We start from the raw sequence: 19,938 nt of genomic DNA, 5'->3' as shown, positions 1-19,938 counted from the left end.
AGGTTTCAGAATTACAGATATCATGTTTGAAGGCACTGCCGAAGAACTAAAAGAAACTAAAGTAACACAGCCAGCTGTATTTTTACACTCTGTTATTTTAGCTAAAACTTTAGAAGATTTCAAACCGGAAATGGTTGCAGGGCACTCTTTAGGAGAATTCTCTGCTTTAGTTGCAAACGGAACTTTATCTTTTGAAGACGGACTTAAATTGGTTTCTCAACGTGCTTTAGCAATGCAAAAAGCTTGCGAAATCACTCCATCTACAATGGCTGCTGTTTTAGGTTTAGCGGATAATGTGGTGGAAGAAGTTTGTGATTCTATCGATGGTGTTGTGGTTGCTGCAAACTACAACTGTCCAGGTCAATTGGTAATTTCTGGAGAAACTACTGCTGTTGAAAAAGCTTGTGAAGCAATGAAAGCTGCCGGCGCAAAACGTGCTTTAATTTTACCTGTTGGAGGTGCTTTTCACTCACCAATGATGGAGCCGGCAAGAGAAGAATTAGCCGCTGCAATTGAAGCAACTACTTTCTCTACTCCAATTTGCCCAGTGTATCAAAACGTTACTGCAAATGCAGTTTCTGATGCAAACGAAATTAAAAAGAACTTAATCATTCAATTAACTGCTCCTGTAAAATGGACTCAGTCTGTGCAGCAAATGATCGCAGACGGTGCAACTTTGTTTACTGAGGTTGGCCCAGGAAAAGTTTTAACTGGATTAATTAATAAAATTGATAAAGAAGCGGCTACTGCTAATGCTTAATTAGTTTTCAGTCGCAGTGACAGTTTTCAGTCATTCACTACATAAAAAATCCTCATAACCTTTAATCAGTTATGAGGATTTTGTTTTTAGAGATATACAACTTCGATCGAGTTGTTATTTATAATCGCTGTTACCAAATAATTTCTTTCTCTTTTTTCGAAAAAAATATACCACGTTGTTCTATTGTTGGCTTTATAAAAAATATAATTGGTTCCTAAATATTTAATTGGTTTCGGAGTTTCTTTACTTGGAAAATTAGAAATACTCAATAAAACAAAAGTCACAATTTTATCTACATATTCTCTAGCCGATTCTGGAAAACCAAAATATTCTTCTTCAAAAAGATTAAAAACTAAATTGTCAAAATATTCAAGAACTGAAGCTGTAAAAATTACTTTTTCCAAGGATAAGCTTTAATTCGTTTAGACATTTCAGCTTTAAACTCTTCTGGTGTCAATCCTTTTGCAAACTCAGCATCAAAATCAAAAGTCTCGGGATCTATACCTTGTCGTCTTACTTTTTGAGTCTCATATTCTGTTGCAGGTTCTTCAACCTTATCAATCTTTTTATTTTCTTTATCCGAATTCATAATTCCTACTTCTTATTCTTACAAAATTACAAAAATGCATTCAAAAATGAAAATCCCAAACAATCCATTTAGATTATTTGGGATTTGTTATTTATACCGAAAGCACTCCTAATAGTCATCAGAAGTCAACATAATTGAAAACTAAATTAAGAACGAACTTTCTGTTCCCATTTCCAAGCACTTGCCATTGCTTCATCTAAACTTAATTCTGATTTCCAGCCTAAAACATTGTTTGCTTTATCTGTATTGGCATAAGCTTCAGTAACATCACCTTCACGACGTGGCTTAATTTTGTATGGTAATTTTTTATCGCTTACTTTTTCAAAACTATGAATAACTTCCAAAACAGAACTTCCTGTTCCTGTTCCTAAATTGAAAGTTTCAACTTTTGCTAAATTCTTTTTATTTAATAAACGCTGTAAAGCAATTACGTGCGCTTTTGCTAAATCTACAACATGAATATAATCACGAACTGCAGTTCCATCTGGTGTTGGATAATCATTTCCAAAAACAGATAACTCTTGACGTAATCCCATTCCTGTTTGCGTAATAAAAGGAACTAAATTTTGAGGAACTCCCAATGGCAATTCTCCAATCTGAGCCGATTCGTGCGCTCCAACCGGATTAAAATAACGCAATAAAATAGCGCTAATATTCGTCACTTTAGCTGTATCTGTAATTATCTCCTCTCCAATTTGTTTAGTATTTCCGTAAGGAGACATTGCCACCTGAACTGGAGCATCTTCTGTAATTGGCATTTTTTCAGCCTGACCATAAACTGTGCAAGAAGAACTGAAAATAAAACTTGCTTCAGGTTTTTGCTGCAATTCTTGTAAAAGGTAAACTAAACTGCTGATATTGTTTTCATAATACAATAATGGCTGCTCAACACTTTCTCCAACAGCTTTTGATGCCGCAAAATGAATCACTCCCGTAACATCATTGTGTTTTTTAAAAAAATCTTTAACCGCACTTTTTTCTCTTAAATCTAATTTTTCGAATAAAGGCGTTTTTCCTGTTATTGCTGTAATTCCTTTTAAAACATCTTCCGAGGAATTTGAAAGATTATCGATTATCACAACTTCGAAGCCTTCGTTTTGCAATTCGACTACCGTGTGAGAACCTATAAATCCTAATCCTCCTGTTACTAATACTTTCATTTTGTGGTTATTTTATGTAGTTAATTTATAGGCTTGTCTTGCAATTAGAATCCATTTATTTTTCTGTTTTTGCCAAACAAGCATTATACCTATTTTAATATCTCTATCTATTCCATCGTCTTTGGTATGAGCAGACAAAACATGTCTAACTATAGCAACATCATTCTGAACAGTTATAGTCTGATTCTGAAAATCAATAGATACAAAATCTGATTTTCCACTAACTATTCCTTCAACAAATTCTGTTTGATTTTGAAAATTGCCATTTGAATGGACATAATTCAACTTATCCGAAGTTAGCGCTTTTAATTTTGCACCGTTAGCATCAATCATCGCTTGACGTAAAATCTCTACCTGACCAGCAACAGCATTTTCTTCTTTAGAATTCGTTTTTTGAGCAAAAACTGAAAACTGAACAAGAATTATCAAAATTAAAAGACTAGCTCTTCTCATATTTATTGGTTTAGAAATTCTAAAACAGAATCGGTTATAAATTTAATCTGCTCGTCATCAAGCTCAGTATGCATCGGTAGAGCAATTACTTCCTGAACTAATTGATTCGTAACCGGAAATTGCTCTTCTTTGTAGCGAGGATCTAAATAAGCTTTTTGAGAGTGAAGCGGAATTGGATAATAAATCGCACATGGAATTCCTTTATCCAATAAATGCTGCATTAAAGCATTTCTATCTGCATCTAAAATTCTTAACACATATTGATGAAAAACATGATCATTCTGATTTACATCAAAATCAGGAGTGATGATGTGTTTATTCCCAGCAAAAGCAGCATTATATTTTGTAGCTGCTAAACGACGAGCTTGGTTATACTCATCAAGCAAAGGTAATTTTGCATTTAAAACTCCAGCTTGAATACTATCCAAACGAGAATTTACCCCTACAACATCATGATGGTAACGCTCATACATTCCGTGATTTACAATTCCGCGGATAATGTGTGCTAATTTATCATCATTAGTAAAAATCGCTCCTCCATCTCCGTAACAACCTAAATTTTTAGATGGAAAAAAAGAAGTTGCCGCAACATGACCAATTGTTCCTACTTTTGATTTTGTTCCAGATTTAGAAATATAATCAGCTCCTATTGCCTGTGCATTATCTTCAATTACATACAAATTATGCTCTGCTGCAATTTCCATAATCGCATCCATATTAGCAGCGCGACCAAATAAATGTACAGGAACAATTGCTTTTGTTTTTGGCGTGATTGCTTTTTTAACTGCTTCAATATCGATATTCATGTTTACCATATCAACATCAACTAAAACTGGAGTTAATTGCAATAAAGCAATAACCTCAACAGTAGCCGCAAAAGTAAAATCTGCAGTAATAACTTCGTCGCCTGGTTTCAAATCCAATCCCATCATAGCAATCTGCAAAGCATCTGTACCATTTGCACACGGAATTACATGTTTTGCACCTAAATAATCTTCAAGATTCTTTTGAAACTGGTGAACTAAAGGTCCATTAATATAAGTATTAGTATCTAAAACTTCTTGAATAGAAGCATCTACAGTAGATTTTATTTTTTCGTATTGACTTTTTAAGTCAACCATTTGTATTTTTTTCATTTTTGAATAATGTTTAAAAAATTAAAGACTCTATTTTAGACAGAAATCTCTAAAAGGAGGAACAAAAATAGTTATTAATAGCTTCAAACCAATGAAAATAGTCGAAAGAAATGTAATTTAGCCACAAAAATTATTACATGCTTTTTTTATACAATTTAACCATATACGTCGCAGGATTTTTCTTAAGAATTATAGCGCTATTTAGTCCGAAAATTAAGCTTTTTGTAAACGGACGCAAAAATGTATTTTCACTCTTGGAAGAAAAAATCAAAGCAGATGATAAAACCATTTGGTTTCACTCCGCTTCATTAGGAGAATACGAACAAGGATTGCCTGTTATCGAAAAAATCAAAGAAAAATACCCTTCGCACAAAATCATTGTATCCTTTTTTTCCCCATCTGGATACGAAGTGCGTAAAAATAACACAGTTGCAGATATCACCATCTATCTTCCGCTTGACACAAAAAGCAATGCCAAACGTTTTTTAAAATTAGTTCATCCTGAATTTGCATTTTTCATCAAATACGAATTCTGGCTAAATTATTTGAAGGAATTAGAAAAAAGCAAAACACCAACTTACCTGATTTCTGGGATTTTCAGAGACAATCAAATGTTTTTTAAATGGTATGGAGGATTTTACAGAAACGCCTTAAAAGCTTTTACTTACTTTTTTGTACAAAATGAAAGCTCAAAACAAAAAATTGAATCCATCGGTTTTAAGAATGTAATTGTTTCTGGCGACACCCGTTTTGATAGAGTTGCCGCAATTTTAGAAAGAGATAATTCTCTTGATTATATTAAAAATTTCAAAAACAATCAACAAACAATTGTAATCGGAAGCTCGTGGCCAAAAGATGAAGTTTTGATTGCCGAATATATAAATCAAGCACCAGAAGACGTAAAATTCATTATTGCTCCACACAATATCAAAGCTGATCAGATCTCAGATCTCAAATCTCAGATTACAAAATCAATTGTTTTGTTTTCCGAAAAAGAAAATAAAGACTTATCCCATTATAATGTATTCATAATTGATACTGTTGGAATTTTAACAAAGATCTACAGTTATGGAACAATTGCGTATGTAGGTGGTGGATTTGGAAATCCTGGAATTCACAACATCTTGGAACCTGCCACATTTGGAATTCCGATAGTAATAGGCCCAAATTATTCCAATTTTGCCGAAGCGGTTTCACTCGTAGCATTAAAAGGATGTACCGTCATCTCAAATAGCGACGAATTAAAAGCAATTTTCGACCAATTATTATTTGATAATGCATTCTTTACCGAAAAAAGTGAGATCTGTAGATCCTTCATTCAAAACAATAAAGGCGCAACTGAAACTATTTTGAAAAGCATTTTTTAATCTTTCAAGCCTCAAAAACAATCTATCTCTGCTTTTTTTATGATAATTAAACCGATTAAAATCATTTTTCATCCTATTTCATAAAGGACAATAATCATTAAAAAACAAAATAAACCATAACAAACCGATCAAAAAGCCTAAAACAGCGATAGAATTTTCAACAAAAAATAAATTTAACAAAACATAAAGTAATATCAATTATTTTTTCTAATTTGGCATATTATTTGATAACTAAGATAATCGTGAGTAAGGAAAATATTTTAAAAAAAAAGTGAAAAAATATTTTACATATTAAAAAATTTATATCTTTGCCACGAATTAATAATTAACCTTTTATAATAAAGTAAGATGAAAAAAGTATTTTTAAGTTTAGCTGTTGTTGCTGTTTTAACTGTTGTATCTTGTAAAAAAGCTGACGCTGCTGCTACAGAAGCTGCTGTAGATTCTACTGCTGTAACTGTTGATTCTGCTGCTGCTGTTGTTGATTCAGCTGCTGCAACTGTTGATTCTGCTGCTGCTAAAGTTGATTCAGCTGCTGCTAAAGTAGAAGAAGTAAAAAAATAATTAGAACCTAAGTTCTAAAATTTTTAAAACCATCTTAGAGATGGTTTTTTTTATGATTAATTTTTAAAATTAATCCACTTCACAAAAAAAAGGCGCTTGCAATTGCAAACGCCTTTTTTTTTATTCTGCCGCTTCCTCCAATTCTTCTTCAAGCTCATCTTCATCTTCAAAAATCGCCTCATTCGAAGAAAAGTCCAGAATTTCCGACCTGGAAGCATATGTTACAATTTCTTTTATCCCTTTCTGCAAAAGCAATTCTGTACTGTATTTTCGACTTGTAGCAAAGTGAAGATCACCAAGCATTAATTTAAAAAAATACTTCCCTCCAGAACCCTTAAATTTCAAAAACTTAGAAAGCTCAATATTAGCTTTAAATTTCTCAATATCCTCTTCACACTCAAACCTCAACTCATAACTCAAACTCGTAAAAATAACTTTACCTCTTCGCGAAGTAAATGTAAACTTATATTCGTCATTAAACCGCCTGCTAATTACAAAAGCACCCATTTATAAATTTTAGATTATTGATTTTAGATTTTAGATTTCACCAAATCCTTAGATTCACTAATAAATTTACTACGTAAATTTATCATCCGCAAGTTTGCAGAATAAAAAAAGCCTCTTCAAAAGAAGAGGCTTTAGTACTCAGAGCGGGACTTGAACCCGCACGAACATTGCTGTTCACTGGATTTTAAGTCCAGCGTGTCTACCAATTTCACCATCCGAGCATTATATGGTTTTGAGCGAAAAACGGGGCTCGAACCCGCGACCTCGACCTTGGCAAGGTCGCGCTCTACCAACTGAGCTATTTTCGCATTTCAAATTTTATTAAGAACCTGCAACACTTGATTTGTTTCGTATTGCGAGTGCAAATTTAGGACATTTATTCAATTATACAAGCGTTTTTCTAAAAAAAAATCCACTTATTTTATAACATTCTGATAACCTAAACTTTAAAATTGAAATTTTTTAGATTTTATTTTTTAACCAGCATTCTTTTGATCTCATTCAGCTTCATCAAGGCTTCCACTGGCGTAATCGCATTAATATCGAGATTTAAAATCTCCTCTTTTATCTCTTCCAACAAAGGATCATCCAGATTAAAAAAACTCATCTGCATTTCATCATTTGCCGCTTTTATTCCGTTAAGAGCATCACTTGAATGATTCTTTTCTAATTTCTTTAAAAGCTTTTGCGCTTTAGAAATAACCAATTGCGGCATTCCGGCCATTTTAGCTACGTGAATTCCAAAACTATGAGCACTTCCTCCTTTTACCAGTTTTCTAACGAATAAAACAGTATCCTTAAGTTCTTTTACCGCCACATTAAAATTCTGAATTCTCGGCATCGATTCTGTCATTTCATTCAACTCGTGATAATGCGTTGCAAACAGCGTTTTTGCTCTTCCGGGATGTTCGTGTAAGAATTCAGCAATTGCCCAAGCAATCGAGATTCCGTCATACGTACTAGTTCCTCTTCCAATTTCGTCCAACAACACCAAACTCCTATCGGAAATATTATTCAAGATAGAGGCTGTTTCATTCATTTCCACCATAAAAGTAGATTCACCCATCGAAATATTATCTGAAGCTCCTACTCTAGTAAAAATCTTATCAACAATTCCCATTCGAACACTATCAGCAGGAACAAAACTTCCCATTTGAGCCAAAAGCACAATTAAAGCCGTTTGTCTTAAAATTGCAGACTTACCCGACATGTTAGGTCCAGTAATCATAATAATTTGCTGCGTTTCTCTGTCTAAAAAAACATCGTTGGCAATATAAGGAGTTCCAACGGGAAGTTGTTTTTCAATTACAGGATGTCTTCCATTTTTGATATCCAATTCAAATGTTTCATCAATCTCAGGACACACATATTGATTTTCAACCGCCATTTGCGTAAATGAGCACAAACAATCTAACTGCGCGACCAAATAAGCATTCATTTGAACAGGTTTAATATAAGTAGAAATCCACGCTACTAATTGTTCAAAAAGCTCACTTTCTATTTTATAGATTTTTTCTTCTGCTCCTAAAATTTTCGTTTCGTATTCCTTTAATTCCTCAGTAATATATCGTTCTGCACTTACCAAAGTCTGCTTACGAATCCATTCTTCTGGAACCTTATCTTTATGTGTATTTCTAACTTCGATATAATACCCAAAAACATTATTAAATGAAATTTTCAAAGAAGAAATTCCTGTTCTTTCTGATTCTCTTTTTTCAATTCCTTCTAAAAATTCTTTTCCTGAAGTTGAAATGGCACGTAACTCGTCTAATTCTTCACTGATTCCGCTTGCAATTGCATTTCCTTTTGAAATCGCAACTGGAGCATCCTGATTTAAAGTATTTTTAATTTTTTCGCGAAGCAAATCACAAGCATGTAGACTATCTCCAATAACTTTTACTGCTTCTTGCGGACTTTCGAGTGCCAAAGTTTTTATCGGAATAATAGCATCTAAAGATTCCTTTAAATAAACAATTTCTCTTGGCGAAACTTTTCCAGCAGCGATTTTAGAAATTAAACGCTCTAAATCTGAAATCTGCTTAATTTGATATTGAATGTTATGCAGAATTTCAGGATTCGATTTTAAATACGCTACAACCTCATGACGGCTTTTTACTTTGTTAGCATCTTTTAAAGGAAGAGCCAGCCAACGTTTTAACAAACGTCCTCCCATTGGAGAAAGTGTTTTATCAATAACATCCAAAAGCGTAACTGCATTTGGATTATAACTGTGATATAATTCTAAGTTTCGAATTGTAAAACGATCCATCCAAACGTAAGCATCTTCTGCAATACGCTGAATTGCCGTGATATGTTGCACACGATTGTGCTGTGTCTCGGACAAATAATACAAAATCGCTCCCGAAGCAATAATTCCTTCTTTTAACTCTTCAACACCAAATCCTTTTAATGAATTTGTTTGAAAATGCTTTGTCAATGTCTCTAAAGCATAATCTTCTTTATAAATCCAGTCTTCTAAATAAAAACTATGAAAATCTTCCCCGAAAGCAGTTTTGAAATCTCCCTTATTATGCTTAGGAACTAAAACCTCACTTGGATTAAAATTCTGCAATAATTTATCAATATATTCCGCATTTCCTTGAGCCGTTAAAAACTCCCCAGTCGAAACATCCAAAAAGGAAATTCCAATATTTTTATTAGCAAAATAAACCGATGCTAAAAAGTTATTTGATTTTGAATGCAAAACCTCATCGTTTAAAGAAACTCCAGGAGTTACAAGCTCCGTTACACCTCTTTTTACGATTGTTTTAGTCATTTTTGGATCTTCAAGCTGATCACAGATTGCTACGCGAAGTCCAGCTTTAACCAATTTTGGCAAATAAGTATTTACAGAATGATGTGGAAAACCAGCCAGTGCTGTTTCTGTATCAGATCCCGCACCTCTTTTAGTCAATGTTATTCCTAAAATTTTAGAAGCTCGAATGGCGTCTTCTCCAAAGGTTTCATAAAAATCTCCTACTCTGAAAAGCAGACATGCATCAGGATATTTAGCCTTGATCTCGTTGTACTGTTTCATTAAAGGTGTTTCCTTCACCACTTTCTCTTTAGCTGCCAAATTGTAATGTTTTAAATGAAAAAATTAAGACAGCGAATTTATGATTTTTTAATGGCATATTGAAAACTTCAAAAATTAAAATATTTTTAGGATTTTTTTAGTTTATGGTTGGAGAATTTTACATAGCTTTGTTTATCATTTAAAAAAAAGACCCTAAGATGAAAAAAATAATTTTATTCGCTATGTTAGCTGTAGCTGGTATTACGGCTTCTAATGCGCAAACAACTAAAAAAGCTAAAGCTACTAAAGTTGCTAAAGTTGAAGGAGCTGGAATGGCTTTTGAAACTGAAACAATCGATTACGGAACTATTGCTCACAACGCTGATGGTAAACGTGAATTCGTTTTTGTTAACAACGGAACTAAACCATTAATCATCACTAACACTCAAGGATCTTGCGGATGTACTGTTCCAACTACTCCAAAAGAACCAATTGCTCCAGGAGCTAAAGGTGTTATTGGTGTAAAATATGCTACTGACAGAGTTGGTGCTTTTACAAAAACTGTAACTGTAACTTCTAATGCAGAAGGACAACCTACAAAAGTACTTACAATTAAAGGTACTGTTTTACCAGATCCAGTGAAAAGCTAATCTGAAAAACACATAAATAATCAAAAAGCTTCCTTATCTTTGGAAGCTTTTTTTATGACTAGAATTTAAACACCAATGAGAAAACTCGAAAACAGCGAATTAGACCGTAAATCTATTGAGGATTTTAAGAAATCTGAAAAAACACCTTTAATCTTAGTTTTAGATGATATTCGAAGTCTGCATAACATCGGATCTGTTTTTAGAACTGCGGATGCGTTTTTGGTTGAAAAAATAATCTTATGCGGAATTACCGCAACTCCTCCTAACAAAGAAATTCATAAAACCGCTCTGGGTGCTACTGAAACCGTAGCATGGGAACATCATGAAAACGTTTTGGAAGTTATTGAAAACCTAAAAAAAGAAAATGTCCTGACAATGGCAATAGAACAAGTTGAAAGTGCCGTTTTTCTTCAGGATTTCAAAATTGAAAAAGATCAAAAATATGCTTTGGTTTTTGGGAATGAAGTATTTGGTGTTGCGCAAGAAGCCGTAGCAATATGTGACGGTTGTATCGAAATTCCTCAGCTTGGAACTAAACACTCTCTTAATATTGCTGTAAGCGCCGGAATTGTGGTTTGGGACTTATTTCAAAAAATGAATTGGCCTAAATAAAATTTTATTTTTTTATTCTTAATTAATTGATATTTTTAGCAAATGAAAAATATCAAATTAATAATTATTTTCACTTTATTATCCGTTTTAAGTTTTAATTCTTCTCAAGCAGATGAAAATTCAAAAACTTTTAACAAAAAGAATACACACCTATCAGAACCCACTATAAATCCCAAAGTAAAAAAACAAAAGAAAACTAATATTGTAATTGATCCTCCAAAACTTATTGCACAGGGGGATCAACTTTACTGCCCACAAACCTCTATTAATATTGTAACAGATTTCACTATTAATCATGATGCTTCTGAAAACGGTACACAAGTAGTTTACATTCAGATTTCATCAGGCTACTCAAGTGGTTTTGATCGATTAGAACTCGCAAATCCGACCTTACATTCTAATATTGTAAGCAGTTGGGATGTTACTTCTGGAAAACTACAATTATCAGGAGTAAATCCAGCAACTGAAATCCCTTATGCCGATTTTATTTCTGCAGTAAAAGATGTAGTATTTACTAACACATCTGCAACTGCTAGCGGTACCAGAACATTTTCTATTACCATCGGACAAGCAAATTTTTTACCCTCTACAGGACATTATTATTTATTTGTTCCCAACCTAGGGGTTACCTGGACAAATGCACGCGATTTAGCCGCAGCTAGTACCTATTATGGTCTTCAAGGATATTTGGCTACTATTTTATCTGCTGATGAAGCAAAACTAATTGGTGAACAAGCCTCTGGAACAGGTTGGATTGGAGGAAGTGATGCCGAAACTGAGGGTGTATGGAAATGGGTTACCGGACCAGAAACTGGAACGATTTTCTGGAATGGAAATGCAAATGGCTCAACTCCAAATTTTGCATTTTGGAATACTGGAGAACCGAATCAACAGGGTGATGAAGATTATGCGCATATTACGCAACCCGGAGTTGGAATAAGAGGTTCGTGGAATGATTTGTCAAATACGGGAAGTGCTTCTGGTGATTACCAACCGAAAGGTTATGTTGTAGAATACGGCGGAATGCCTGGTGAAACGCCTTTAGAAATCGCTGCAAGTACTAAAATCACTATACCTGTTGCAACTCCAACAGCTAATCCGAATCCAGCTTGTGATTTTGGAAGTTTTACTCTTAATGCAACGGCAACTGCAGGAGCAACAATCAGCTGGTATGATGCTGCAACTGGAGGAAATTTACTAACAACCGGAAGCACTTATACTACACCAACAATCACAACAACGACAACTTATTACGTTGATGCTGGCTGCGAATCGAACCGCAAGCCTGTTATAACCACAATAAACCACACGCCAAATACTCCAGTTGCTACAAATACAACAGTTTCTAGATGCGGTACAGGAAGCGTAACACTCGAAGCTTCTTCAAATATTGGAATAATTAACTGGTTTACAGCATCAGCGGGCGGCACAAGTGTTTTTTCGGGAATTAATTTTACAACTCCTGCCATTTCCTCAAACATCACTTATTATGCTGAAGCTTCAAATAATGGATGTATCAATTCTACACGAACTCCTGTCGATATCATAGTTTATACACCTCCTGCGGTAAACAATGAAAATTTAATTTTATGTCAGTCAGAAACTCTAACACTAAATGCAGGAGTTTCTGGAATGAATTATTTATGGTCTAACGGAGCAACAACTCAAACTACAGTTGTTAATACTGGAGGAACTTATACCGTTGATGTTACAAGTCCGTCACCAGAAAACTGTACAAGTCGAAAAACTATTGTTGTTGAAGAACACAAAATTCCTCAGATTGATCGTATTGATGTGGAAGGAACCAGAGCGATTATCTATCCGGTTAAAACAGAAAATTACTTTGAATATTCTGTAGACGGAATCAACTTTCAGGATTCTACTATTTTTTATGATGTTCCAGGTGGACTCCAAACGGCTTACGCACGAGAAAAAAGTGGATGCGGGCAAGTTACAAAACAATTTGTAGTACTCGTCTTTCCTTCATTCTTTACTCCCAACAACGATACTTTTAATGATGTTTGGGAAGTAACCGGCATGGAAAATTACCCTCAGGCAGAAGTTACTATTTTTGACCGTTATGGCAAACTGATTGCAAAGTTAAGCAGATTAAAAATGAGCTGGGATGGCACTTTAAATCAAATTCCGCTTCCTGCTTCCGATTATTGGTACGCTTTAAAAGTAGATGATTCTATACCTGTTTTAAGAGGTCATTTTACTTTAAAAAGATAAAACATGAATATAGAAACAATTCGAGAAATCTGTCAAAAATTAATTGGCACAACTGAAGATATAAAATGGGAACACGACCTTGTATTTTCAGTAGGCACCAAAATGTACTGTGTTATTGGACTTGACCAAAATCCCATATCTGCTTCTTTTAAAGTTTTGGATGAGGAATTTGACGAAATAAGCAACAAAACCGGATTTAAACCAGCACCTTATGTTGCAAAATACAAATGGGTTTTAATTGATGATATTACTCGAATGAAAAAGTCGGAATGGGAAAAATACATTCAACAGTCTTATCGTCTTGTTCAGGAAAAACTATCGTTAAAAGTCAGAAAACAACTCGGAATAATATAATTTTAAGAGTTTGTTTTCTTCTTAATTTCATTTAAAATAAAAATATAATCTTCGTGTCTTTTAACAAAATCACGATCAGAAACATCTATAATTAAAACATTTAAATCCGTTTGAGATTTAATGTATTCCAAATAGCCATTATTGATTTTTTCTAAATAGGAAGCTTCAATATTTTGTTCGTAATTACGCCCGCGTTTTTTTATGTTCTGTAAAAGTCGTTCCGTATTTTGGTAGAGGTAAACATATAAATCAGGCTTTGGCATTTCTTTGTAAATAATATCAAAGAGATTTCTGTACAAACGATATTCGTCTTCCTGCAATGTGATTTTTGCAAAAATCAATGATTTAAAAATATGATAATCGGCTACTATAAAATCTTTAAACAAATCAAACTGCGCCAAATCATCTGACAACTGCTGATAACGATCTGCTAGAAAAGACATTTCAAGCGGAAAAGCATATCTGTTCTGATCTTTATAAAACTTAGGAAGAAACGGATTATCAGCAAATCTTTCTAAAACTGTTTTAGCATTAAAATCTTCCGCAATTTTATGTACCAAAGTAGTTTTTCCTGCACCAATATTTCCTTCAAAAGAAATATAATTAAACTGATTTAAAGGAATTTCTTCAAGCGGATTCTCCAAATTTTGAACTACTTTACAAACACTTTCATCTGGCGTAATGGCAAGTAATTCTGAAATTGTTTTCTGCAAAACGGGATGTTTCCAGTTCAATTTCAAATCCTGCATCGGAAGCAAAACAAAATTTCGATTCTGCATTAAAGGATGAGGAACCTGAAGTTTCTCCGAATTAATAACTTCATCATCAAAAACAATCAAATCTACATCTATAATTCTGGATTGATATCCCTCTTGATTAGAGCGAATTCTACCCAATTCTTTTTCAACTTTTAAAACCTGATTCAGTATTTTGTGAGCTGAAGAATTAGTATGCAAAAGAAGTGCACAATTGTAAAAAGCATCACTTTCAAAACCCCATGCTGGCGTTTCATAAAGTTTGGAAACCTGAATAACAGTCCCAACATTTTGATGGATTAAATCAATACATTTTTGAATGTTTTCTAGTCTGCTGCCCTGGTTGCTGCCTATCGATAAAACGACTTGATGCTGTAATTTCATAATTAATGCAAATTAACTAAAACTATTTTAGAATTAACCAATATATTTGTGAAACGACGTCTGGATTTACTTATAAATTTTAGATCTCTAATTTGTAACATTTTGCCCTTTTTCGCTACTTATTAAAAAAATATACTTATGAAGTTTTTAGGAAATGTACTCGCCACAGTAATTGGTATTTTTGTATTTATCATGCTCTTCTTTTTTGGAGTAATCTTTATTGCTACACTTTTTGGTGGAGATGACAAAGTCTCTGTAAAATCTGATTCTGTTATCGAATTAAATTTAAAAGAAATTAAAAACGATTATGCAGGGAAATATAAAGATCCTTGGGTAACGGCTTTCTCTGATAAAAAAGGAATTGGTCTGACAGATGTTCTTAATGCTATTGAAGCAGCTAAAACTGATGATAATATAAAAGGAATTTCAATTTTAAATGATCAATCTTCTCTAGGTCTTGCGCAATACAAAGACTTAAGAAATGCGCTTGAAAGTTTTAAAAAATCGGGAAAATTTGTTTGGGCTTATGCCAATACTTATTCACAAAAAGAATATTATTTAAATTCTGTTGCCAATACAATTTATATCAATCCAGCAGGTGATCTAGACTTTAAAGGTCTTTCTTCTGAAGTAATGTTCTTCAAGGATTTTCAGGACAAATCTGGAATTCATATGGAAGTAATTCGTCACGGAAAGTACAAAAGTGCCGTTGAACCTTTCTTAGAAAATAAAATGAGCGATGCCAACAGAGAACAAACAACAGCTCTGTTGAACTCAATTTGGGCTACTGTTTCTGCAGATATTTCAAAAAGCAGAAATATTCCGTTGCCAAAATTAAACGAAATTGCAAATGGTCTTTTAGCCAGAACTCCAGAAATGGCAAAAGAACAGCGTTTGGTTGACATTGTAGCTTATGAAGATGTTTATCACGACGCCATCAGAAAAGTACTAAAAGTAGAGAAAGACGAAGATTATAATAAAATTTCGATTTTAGACTACACACAAAACAATATCACAACTGCTTTAACCAATACTGCCAGCGATCAGATTGCGATTATTTACGCTCAAGGCGAAATTGCAGGCGGCGAAGGAGATGTAAATACTATTGGAGAAGGTTCTATGCGTCGCTCTTTACAAGAAGCGAGAAAAAATGACGATATAAAAGCGATTGTTCTTAGAATTGACAGCCCAGGTGGAAGTGCTTTAACTTCTGATCTGATCTGGAGAGAAATTGAGATTACTAAAAAAGTAAAACCAGTTGTCGTTTCTATGGGGAATTATGCGGCTTCTGGAGGTTATTATATTGCCTGCAATGCTAACAAAATATTTGCTGAAAACAACACCATCACAGGATCTATAGGCGTTTTCGGAATGCTTCCAAATTTTAGTCCTTTGGCTAATAAATTAGGAATCAATTCTGAGCAGGTTAAAACTCATGAGAATTCAGCAAACTATAGTCCGTTTGTGCCTGTTGACGAAAAGTTCAAAGCTTTCACTTTAGAAGGAGTTGAAAAAATATACAACACTTTTGTAACTCACGTTGCAGAAGGCCGTAAAATGACTTTTGAGCAAGTCGATGCCATTGCACAAGGTAGAGTTTGGTCTGGTACAGAAGCCTTAAAATTAGGATTAGTGGATAAAATTGGCGGTTTAAATGCTGCTATAGCTGAGGCTGCTAAAATTGCTAAAATCAAAAAATACAGCACTCAGAATTATCCGGAATACGAAAAAACTTTTAATGATTTAATTTCCAATCTTCCTTTTGCAAGATCTAAAGAAGCTTTTATAAAAGAAGAAATTGGAGAAGAAAACTACATGCTTATTGAGCAAGTTAAGAAATTTCAAAAACAAAAAGGAGTTCAGGCGATAATGCCTTACGGAATCAATATATATTAATTGAAAGATGAACAAGATAATTCTTTTTTTAACGGTTTTGTTTTTGAGTGTTTTAAATGCTCAAACCAAAAAAGAAATTACGTTTAAGGAAAGTCCGGCAGTACTTAAAATCAACAATGATCAACTGTTCGGAACGCTGACTACACCAGACTTAACACAGAAATTTCCGGTTGCTTTAATCATTGCAGGTTCTGGTCCAACGGACAGAAATGGAAACAATCCGATGATGAAAAACAATTCTTTGAAAATGCTGGCTGAAAATCTGGCTAAAAACGGAATTGCATCTTTACGATACGATAAAAGAGCTATAGGCGAAAGTAAAGCAGCTGGCGGATCTGAAAGCAATCTGGTTTTTGAAAACTACATTCAGGATGCAAAAAGCTGGATTAATTATTTAAAACAAGACAAACGTTTTTCAAAAATAATTATAATTGGTCATAGCGAAGGAGCCTTAATCGGAATGGTTTCCAGTGCAAAAGCAGACAAATTTATTTCGATTGCAGGCGCAGGCGAACCAGCAGATCAAATTATAAAAACTCAGATTGCTGCAAAATCAATGAAACAATTGGAAAATATGACTTTTCCAATTATTGATAGTTTAAAAAACGGATTTGAAGTTAAAAAAGTAGATCCAATGCTGAATGCTCTTTTCAGACCAAGCGTTCAACCGTATCTAATTTCGTGGTTCAAATACAATCCGCAGACAGAAATCAGTAAACTGACAATTCCGGTTTTGATTTTACAGGGAAATAATGATTTACAGATTGGGGTCAAAGATGCCGAAAATTTATCTAAAGCCAATAAAAATGCAGAAATGGTTATTATTGACAAAATGAATCACATGATGAAAATTATTGATGGCGATCAAAATGCAAATATGGCAAGTTACAATAATGAAACACTTCCGTTGTCGGAAACACTTGTCGAGAAAATTGTTTCATTTATTCAGAAATAAATAAAATAAACAAGATCCTAAATCCGTTTGAAATACTTTCAGACGGATTTTTTTATTCAACAAAATAAGTATTATTCTTACATTTTAAGAAAACTTTATCTTCGCACTCTGCTAAAAAAAACTATTTTTGCATGAGTCGATTTTATAAAAATTAAACCCTCAAATCTAATTATATGCTAAAGAAAGTTTTAAAAATAAGTGCCATTGTAATCGTGGTGTTTGTTGCTGCATTATTTGCCTTACCTTTTTTATTTAAAGATCAGATTAAAGCCAAAATTGTCGAAGCTATTAACGAAAGTGTTGATGCTAAGGTAAGCTTTAAAGATGCTGATTTAAGTTTATTTAAAAATTTCCCAAATGCAACTGTCGGAATCGAAAAACTGGTTATTATCAACAAAGCTCCTTTTGAAGGCGACACGTTGGTTTCTTTAGGCGAATTAAATTTAAAAATGAGTGTAAAAGAACTTTTTAAAGGAAAAGAAGAGCCTTTAAGCATTCAGGGAATTAGTTCTACAAACGGATTAGTAAATATTATTTTCAATAAAGACGGCGTTGGAAACTTTGACATCGCTTTAAAAGACAAAAAAGAAGATAAGAAAGACGAAGCAAGCAAACCACTTTCTTTGAAAATCCAAAATTATAAAATTGAGAATTTTACATTCAGATACATTGATCAGGGTTCTAAAATCAAAATGGTCATTGACAGTTTAAATCACGAAGGAACTGGAGATTTTACCAATTCGAAATTAGATTTAACTACAAAATCTACTGCAAAAGTTTCATTGGACATGGATAAAATGAATTACATGAAAGATGTAAAACTAACTTTAGACGCTATTCTTGGAATTGATTTGGATCAAAGTAAATATACTTTTAAAGAAAACAAAGCTTTAATCAATCAGCTTCCTTTAGAATTTGATGGATTTATTCAAATGGCTGAAAACAAGCAGATTTACGATTTGAAGTTTAAAACTCCAACTTCTTCTTTTACCAATTTCTTAGGTTTAATTCCTTCTGCTTATGCATCGAGCTTGGATGGTGTTAAGACTACGGGAGATTTTACTGTAAATGGTTTTGCAAAAGGAGAATTAACAGAAACTACGGTTCCTAAATTCAATATTGAAATTGCATCAAACAATGCTTCTTTCCAATATCCGAATCTTCCAAAATCTGTTCAAAATATTGTAATTGACACTAAAATTATAAATGAAACTGGAATTCTAAACGATACTTATGTAAACTTAGACAAACTATCTTTCAGAATTGATCAAGATGTTTTTAACGCTAAAGCGAATATCAAAAATATCACTGTAAATCCGATTGTTGATGCCGCTTTGAAAGGAACAATCAACCTGGCTAATCTTTCAAAAGCTTATCCAATTAAAATGGACAAACCTCTTGCTGGTATTTTAAAAGCTGATGTTACTACAAATTTTGATATGGCTTCTGTAGAAAAAAGTCAATACCAAAACATTAAAAACGCTGGAACAATGAGTTTATCAGGATTTAAATATACTGATGAAAACAATAAATCTATGAACATTAGTACGGCATTGGTAGAGTTTAATCCTAGTAAAATCAACTTAAAACAATTTGACGCTACAACCGGAAAAAGTGATATCAGCATTAATGGAGTTTTAGAAAACTTCTACGGTTTTATGTTTAAAAAACAGGAATTGAGAGGGAATTTCAATATGAGCTCAAACCAATTGGCTGTTGATGATTTTATGACTGCTGGCGAACCAGCAAAAACAGAAACTAAAACTCCTGCAAAACCAGCAGAAGCCATGAAAATTCCTGCTTTCTTAAATTGTACCTTAAATGCAAAAGCAACAACGGTTTTGTATGACAATTTAAAACTGAAAGATGTTTCAGGAAAATTATTGATTAAAGATGAAAAAGCGACTTTAGAGAATTTTAAAACCAACATTTTTGGTGGATCTATCGGTCTTAATGGAGCAGTTTCGACTAAAGAAAAAGTACCGACTTTTGACATGAACCTTGGGTTCAATCAGGTGGATATTGCACAGACTTTTACACAGTTGGACATGATGAAAAAAATTGCTCCTATTGCTGGAATTATCAATGGTAAATTAAATTCGACTATTAAGTTAAATGGTAATTTGGATGCCAAAGAATTAACTCCAGATTTAAAATCAATCTCTGGAGATTTAATTGGACAATTACTTTCTACGACTGTTAATTCTCAAAACTCAACTTTGCTTAGCGCTTTGAGTTCAAATGTGAAATTTATCGATTTGAATAAAGTAAACCTGAACGATATTAAAGCAGCTTTAACTTTTGATAATGGAAAAGTAAACATAAAACCTTTTGATATTAAATACCAAGATATTAAAGTTACAGTGGGCGGAACTCACGGTTTTGATCAAACTATGAATTACAACCTGAAATTTGATGTTCCTGCTAAATATCTAGGAACTGAAGCCAACAATTTAATTGCGAAATTATCTCCTGCTGATGCTGCAAAACTGGATAATATTCCGATTAACGCTGTGTTGACTGGTAATTTTTCGAATCCTGAAATCAG

General features: G+C 33.4%; 18 protein-coding genes and 2 tRNA genes. 10 read left to right on the top strand and 10 right to left on the bottom strand.

The window, feature by feature from the left end:
• A partial coding sequence (gene fabD / locus VGE71_RS08185) for an ACP S-malonyltransferase (RefSeq protein WP_331137881.1) occupies positions 1–760 on the top strand: 760 nt, incomplete at its 5' end.
• Between the two features lie 86 nt (positions 761–846).
• Here the strand turns inward: fabD and VGE71_RS08180 are convergent.
• The 5 genes from VGE71_RS08180 to VGE71_RS08160 all read right to left on the bottom strand — a co-directional run bounded on the left by VGE71_RS08180 (position 847) and on the right by VGE71_RS08160 (position 4,098).
• Positions 847–1,164 (bottom strand): hypothetical protein, encoded by a 318-nt coding sequence (locus tag VGE71_RS08180; protein WP_331137880.1) that lies wholly within the window; start codon positions 1,162–1,164, stop codon positions 847–849.
• Positions 1,152–1,349, bottom strand: coding sequence for a hypothetical protein (locus VGE71_RS08175; protein ID WP_331137879.1), 198 nt, complete (start codon positions 1,347–1,349; stop codon positions 1,152–1,154). Before VGE71_RS08175 ends, VGE71_RS08180 begins: the two co-directional genes overlap by 13 nt.
• A gap of 146 nt (positions 1,350–1,495) precedes the next feature.
• Positions 1,496–2,509, bottom strand: a complete 1,014-nt coding sequence (gene galE, locus VGE71_RS08170; protein WP_331137878.1) for a UDP-glucose 4-epimerase GalE — start codon at positions 2,507–2,509, stop codon at positions 1,496–1,498.
• 12 nt (positions 2,510–2,521) lie between these two features.
• A complete protein-coding gene (locus tag VGE71_RS08165) occupies positions 2,522–2,962 on the bottom strand; it encodes a nuclear transport factor 2 family protein (protein WP_331137877.1) in 441 nt (146 codons plus the stop codon).
• 2 nt (positions 2,963–2,964) lie between these two features.
• Positions 2,965–4,098 (bottom strand): DegT/DnrJ/EryC1/StrS family aminotransferase, encoded by a 1,134-nt coding sequence (locus tag VGE71_RS08160; protein ID WP_331137876.1) that lies wholly within the window; start codon positions 4,096–4,098, stop codon positions 2,965–2,967.
• Between the two features lie 137 nt (positions 4,099–4,235).
• On the opposite strand from VGE71_RS08160, the gene VGE71_RS08155 reads away from it, so the two are divergent.
• Together VGE71_RS08155 and VGE71_RS08150 are read left to right on the top strand one after the other, a co-directional pair.
• Positions 4,236–5,465: a 3-deoxy-D-manno-octulosonic acid transferase gene (locus tag VGE71_RS08155; RefSeq protein ID WP_331137875.1), complete on the top strand. Its 1,230-nt coding sequence runs from the start codon at positions 4,236–4,238 to the stop codon at positions 5,463–5,465.
• Between the two features lie 348 nt (positions 5,466–5,813).
• A complete protein-coding gene (locus VGE71_RS08150; protein ID WP_091492463.1) occupies positions 5,814–6,029 on the top strand; it encodes a hypothetical protein in 216 nt (71 codons plus the stop codon).
• Positions 6,030–6,149: 120 nt separating this feature from the next.
• On the opposite strand, the gene VGE71_RS08145 is transcribed toward VGE71_RS08150, so the two are convergent.
• The 4 genes from VGE71_RS08145 to mutS form a co-directional block, all read right to left on the bottom strand.
• Positions 6,150–6,536 (bottom strand): DUF1508 domain-containing protein, encoded by a 387-nt coding sequence (locus VGE71_RS08145; protein WP_331137874.1) that lies wholly within the window; start codon positions 6,534–6,536, stop codon positions 6,150–6,152.
• Positions 6,537–6,671: 135 nt separating this feature from the next.
• A tRNA-Leu gene (locus tag VGE71_RS08140) sits at positions 6,672–6,757 on the bottom strand.
• Between the two features lie 14 nt (positions 6,758–6,771).
• Positions 6,772–6,844: transfer RNA gene (locus tag VGE71_RS08135), tRNA-Gly, on the bottom strand.
• 161 nt (positions 6,845–7,005) lie between these two features.
• Entirely contained in the window at positions 7,006–9,612 is a 2,607-nt protein-coding gene (gene mutS / locus VGE71_RS08130) for a DNA mismatch repair protein MutS (RefSeq protein ID WP_331137873.1), read from the bottom strand.
• A gap of 158 nt (positions 9,613–9,770) precedes the next feature.
• Between mutS and VGE71_RS08125 the strand changes: the two genes are divergently transcribed.
• The 4 genes from VGE71_RS08125 (at position 9,771) to VGE71_RS08110 (ending at position 13,400) form a co-directional block, all read left to right on the top strand.
• The gene (locus VGE71_RS08125) at positions 9,771–10,202 is read left to right on the top strand and encodes a DUF1573 domain-containing protein (RefSeq protein ID WP_144215396.1); all 432 of its coding nucleotides are present in this window, start codon (positions 9,771–9,773) and stop codon (positions 10,200–10,202) included.
• Positions 10,203–10,277: 75 nt separating this feature from the next.
• Positions 10,278–10,814: an RNA methyltransferase gene (locus VGE71_RS08120; RefSeq protein ID WP_331137872.1), complete on the top strand. Its 537-nt coding sequence runs from the start codon at positions 10,278–10,280 to the stop codon at positions 10,812–10,814.
• Positions 10,815–10,856: 42 nt separating this feature from the next.
• Entirely contained in the window at positions 10,857–13,046 is a 2,190-nt protein-coding gene (locus VGE71_RS08115) for a T9SS type B sorting domain-containing protein (RefSeq protein ID WP_331137871.1), read from the top strand.
• A gap of 3 nt (positions 13,047–13,049) precedes the next feature.
• A complete protein-coding gene (locus VGE71_RS08110) occupies positions 13,050–13,400 on the top strand; it encodes an MmcQ/YjbR family DNA-binding protein (RefSeq protein WP_331137870.1) in 351 nt (116 codons plus the stop codon).
• 2 nt (positions 13,401–13,402) lie between these two features.
• Here VGE71_RS08110 and folK read toward each other — a convergent pair whose 3' ends face one another.
• Complete coding sequence (folK, locus tag VGE71_RS08105; RefSeq protein WP_331137869.1) at positions 13,403–14,539, bottom strand: 2-amino-4-hydroxy-6-hydroxymethyldihydropteridine diphosphokinase; 1,137 nt, start codon at positions 14,537–14,539, stop codon at positions 13,403–13,405.
• A gap of 138 nt (positions 14,540–14,677) precedes the next feature.
• Here folK and sppA point away from each other — a divergent pair, with 138 nt between their 5' ends.
• The 3 genes from sppA to VGE71_RS08090 all read left to right on the top strand — a co-directional run.
• Complete coding sequence (gene sppA, locus VGE71_RS08100; RefSeq protein ID WP_331137868.1) at positions 14,678–16,435, top strand: signal peptide peptidase SppA; 1,758 nt, start codon at positions 14,678–14,680, stop codon at positions 16,433–16,435.
• A gap of 7 nt (positions 16,436–16,442) precedes the next feature.
• The gene (locus VGE71_RS08095; RefSeq protein WP_331137867.1) at positions 16,443–17,390 is read left to right on the top strand and encodes an alpha/beta hydrolase family protein; all 948 of its coding nucleotides are present in this window, start codon (positions 16,443–16,445) and stop codon (positions 17,388–17,390) included.
• 173 nt (positions 17,391–17,563) lie between these two features.
• On the top strand, positions 17,564–19,938 hold a 2,375-nt coding region (locus VGE71_RS08090), incomplete at its 3' end, for an AsmA-like C-terminal region-containing protein (RefSeq protein ID WP_331137866.1).

The sequence above is a fragment of the Flavobacterium sp. genome, assembly GCF_036405015.1.
Classification (GTDB): Bacteria; Bacteroidota; Bacteroidia; order Flavobacteriales; family Flavobacteriaceae; genus Flavobacterium.
This window is presented reverse-complemented; position numbering and strand designations above follow the sequence as displayed.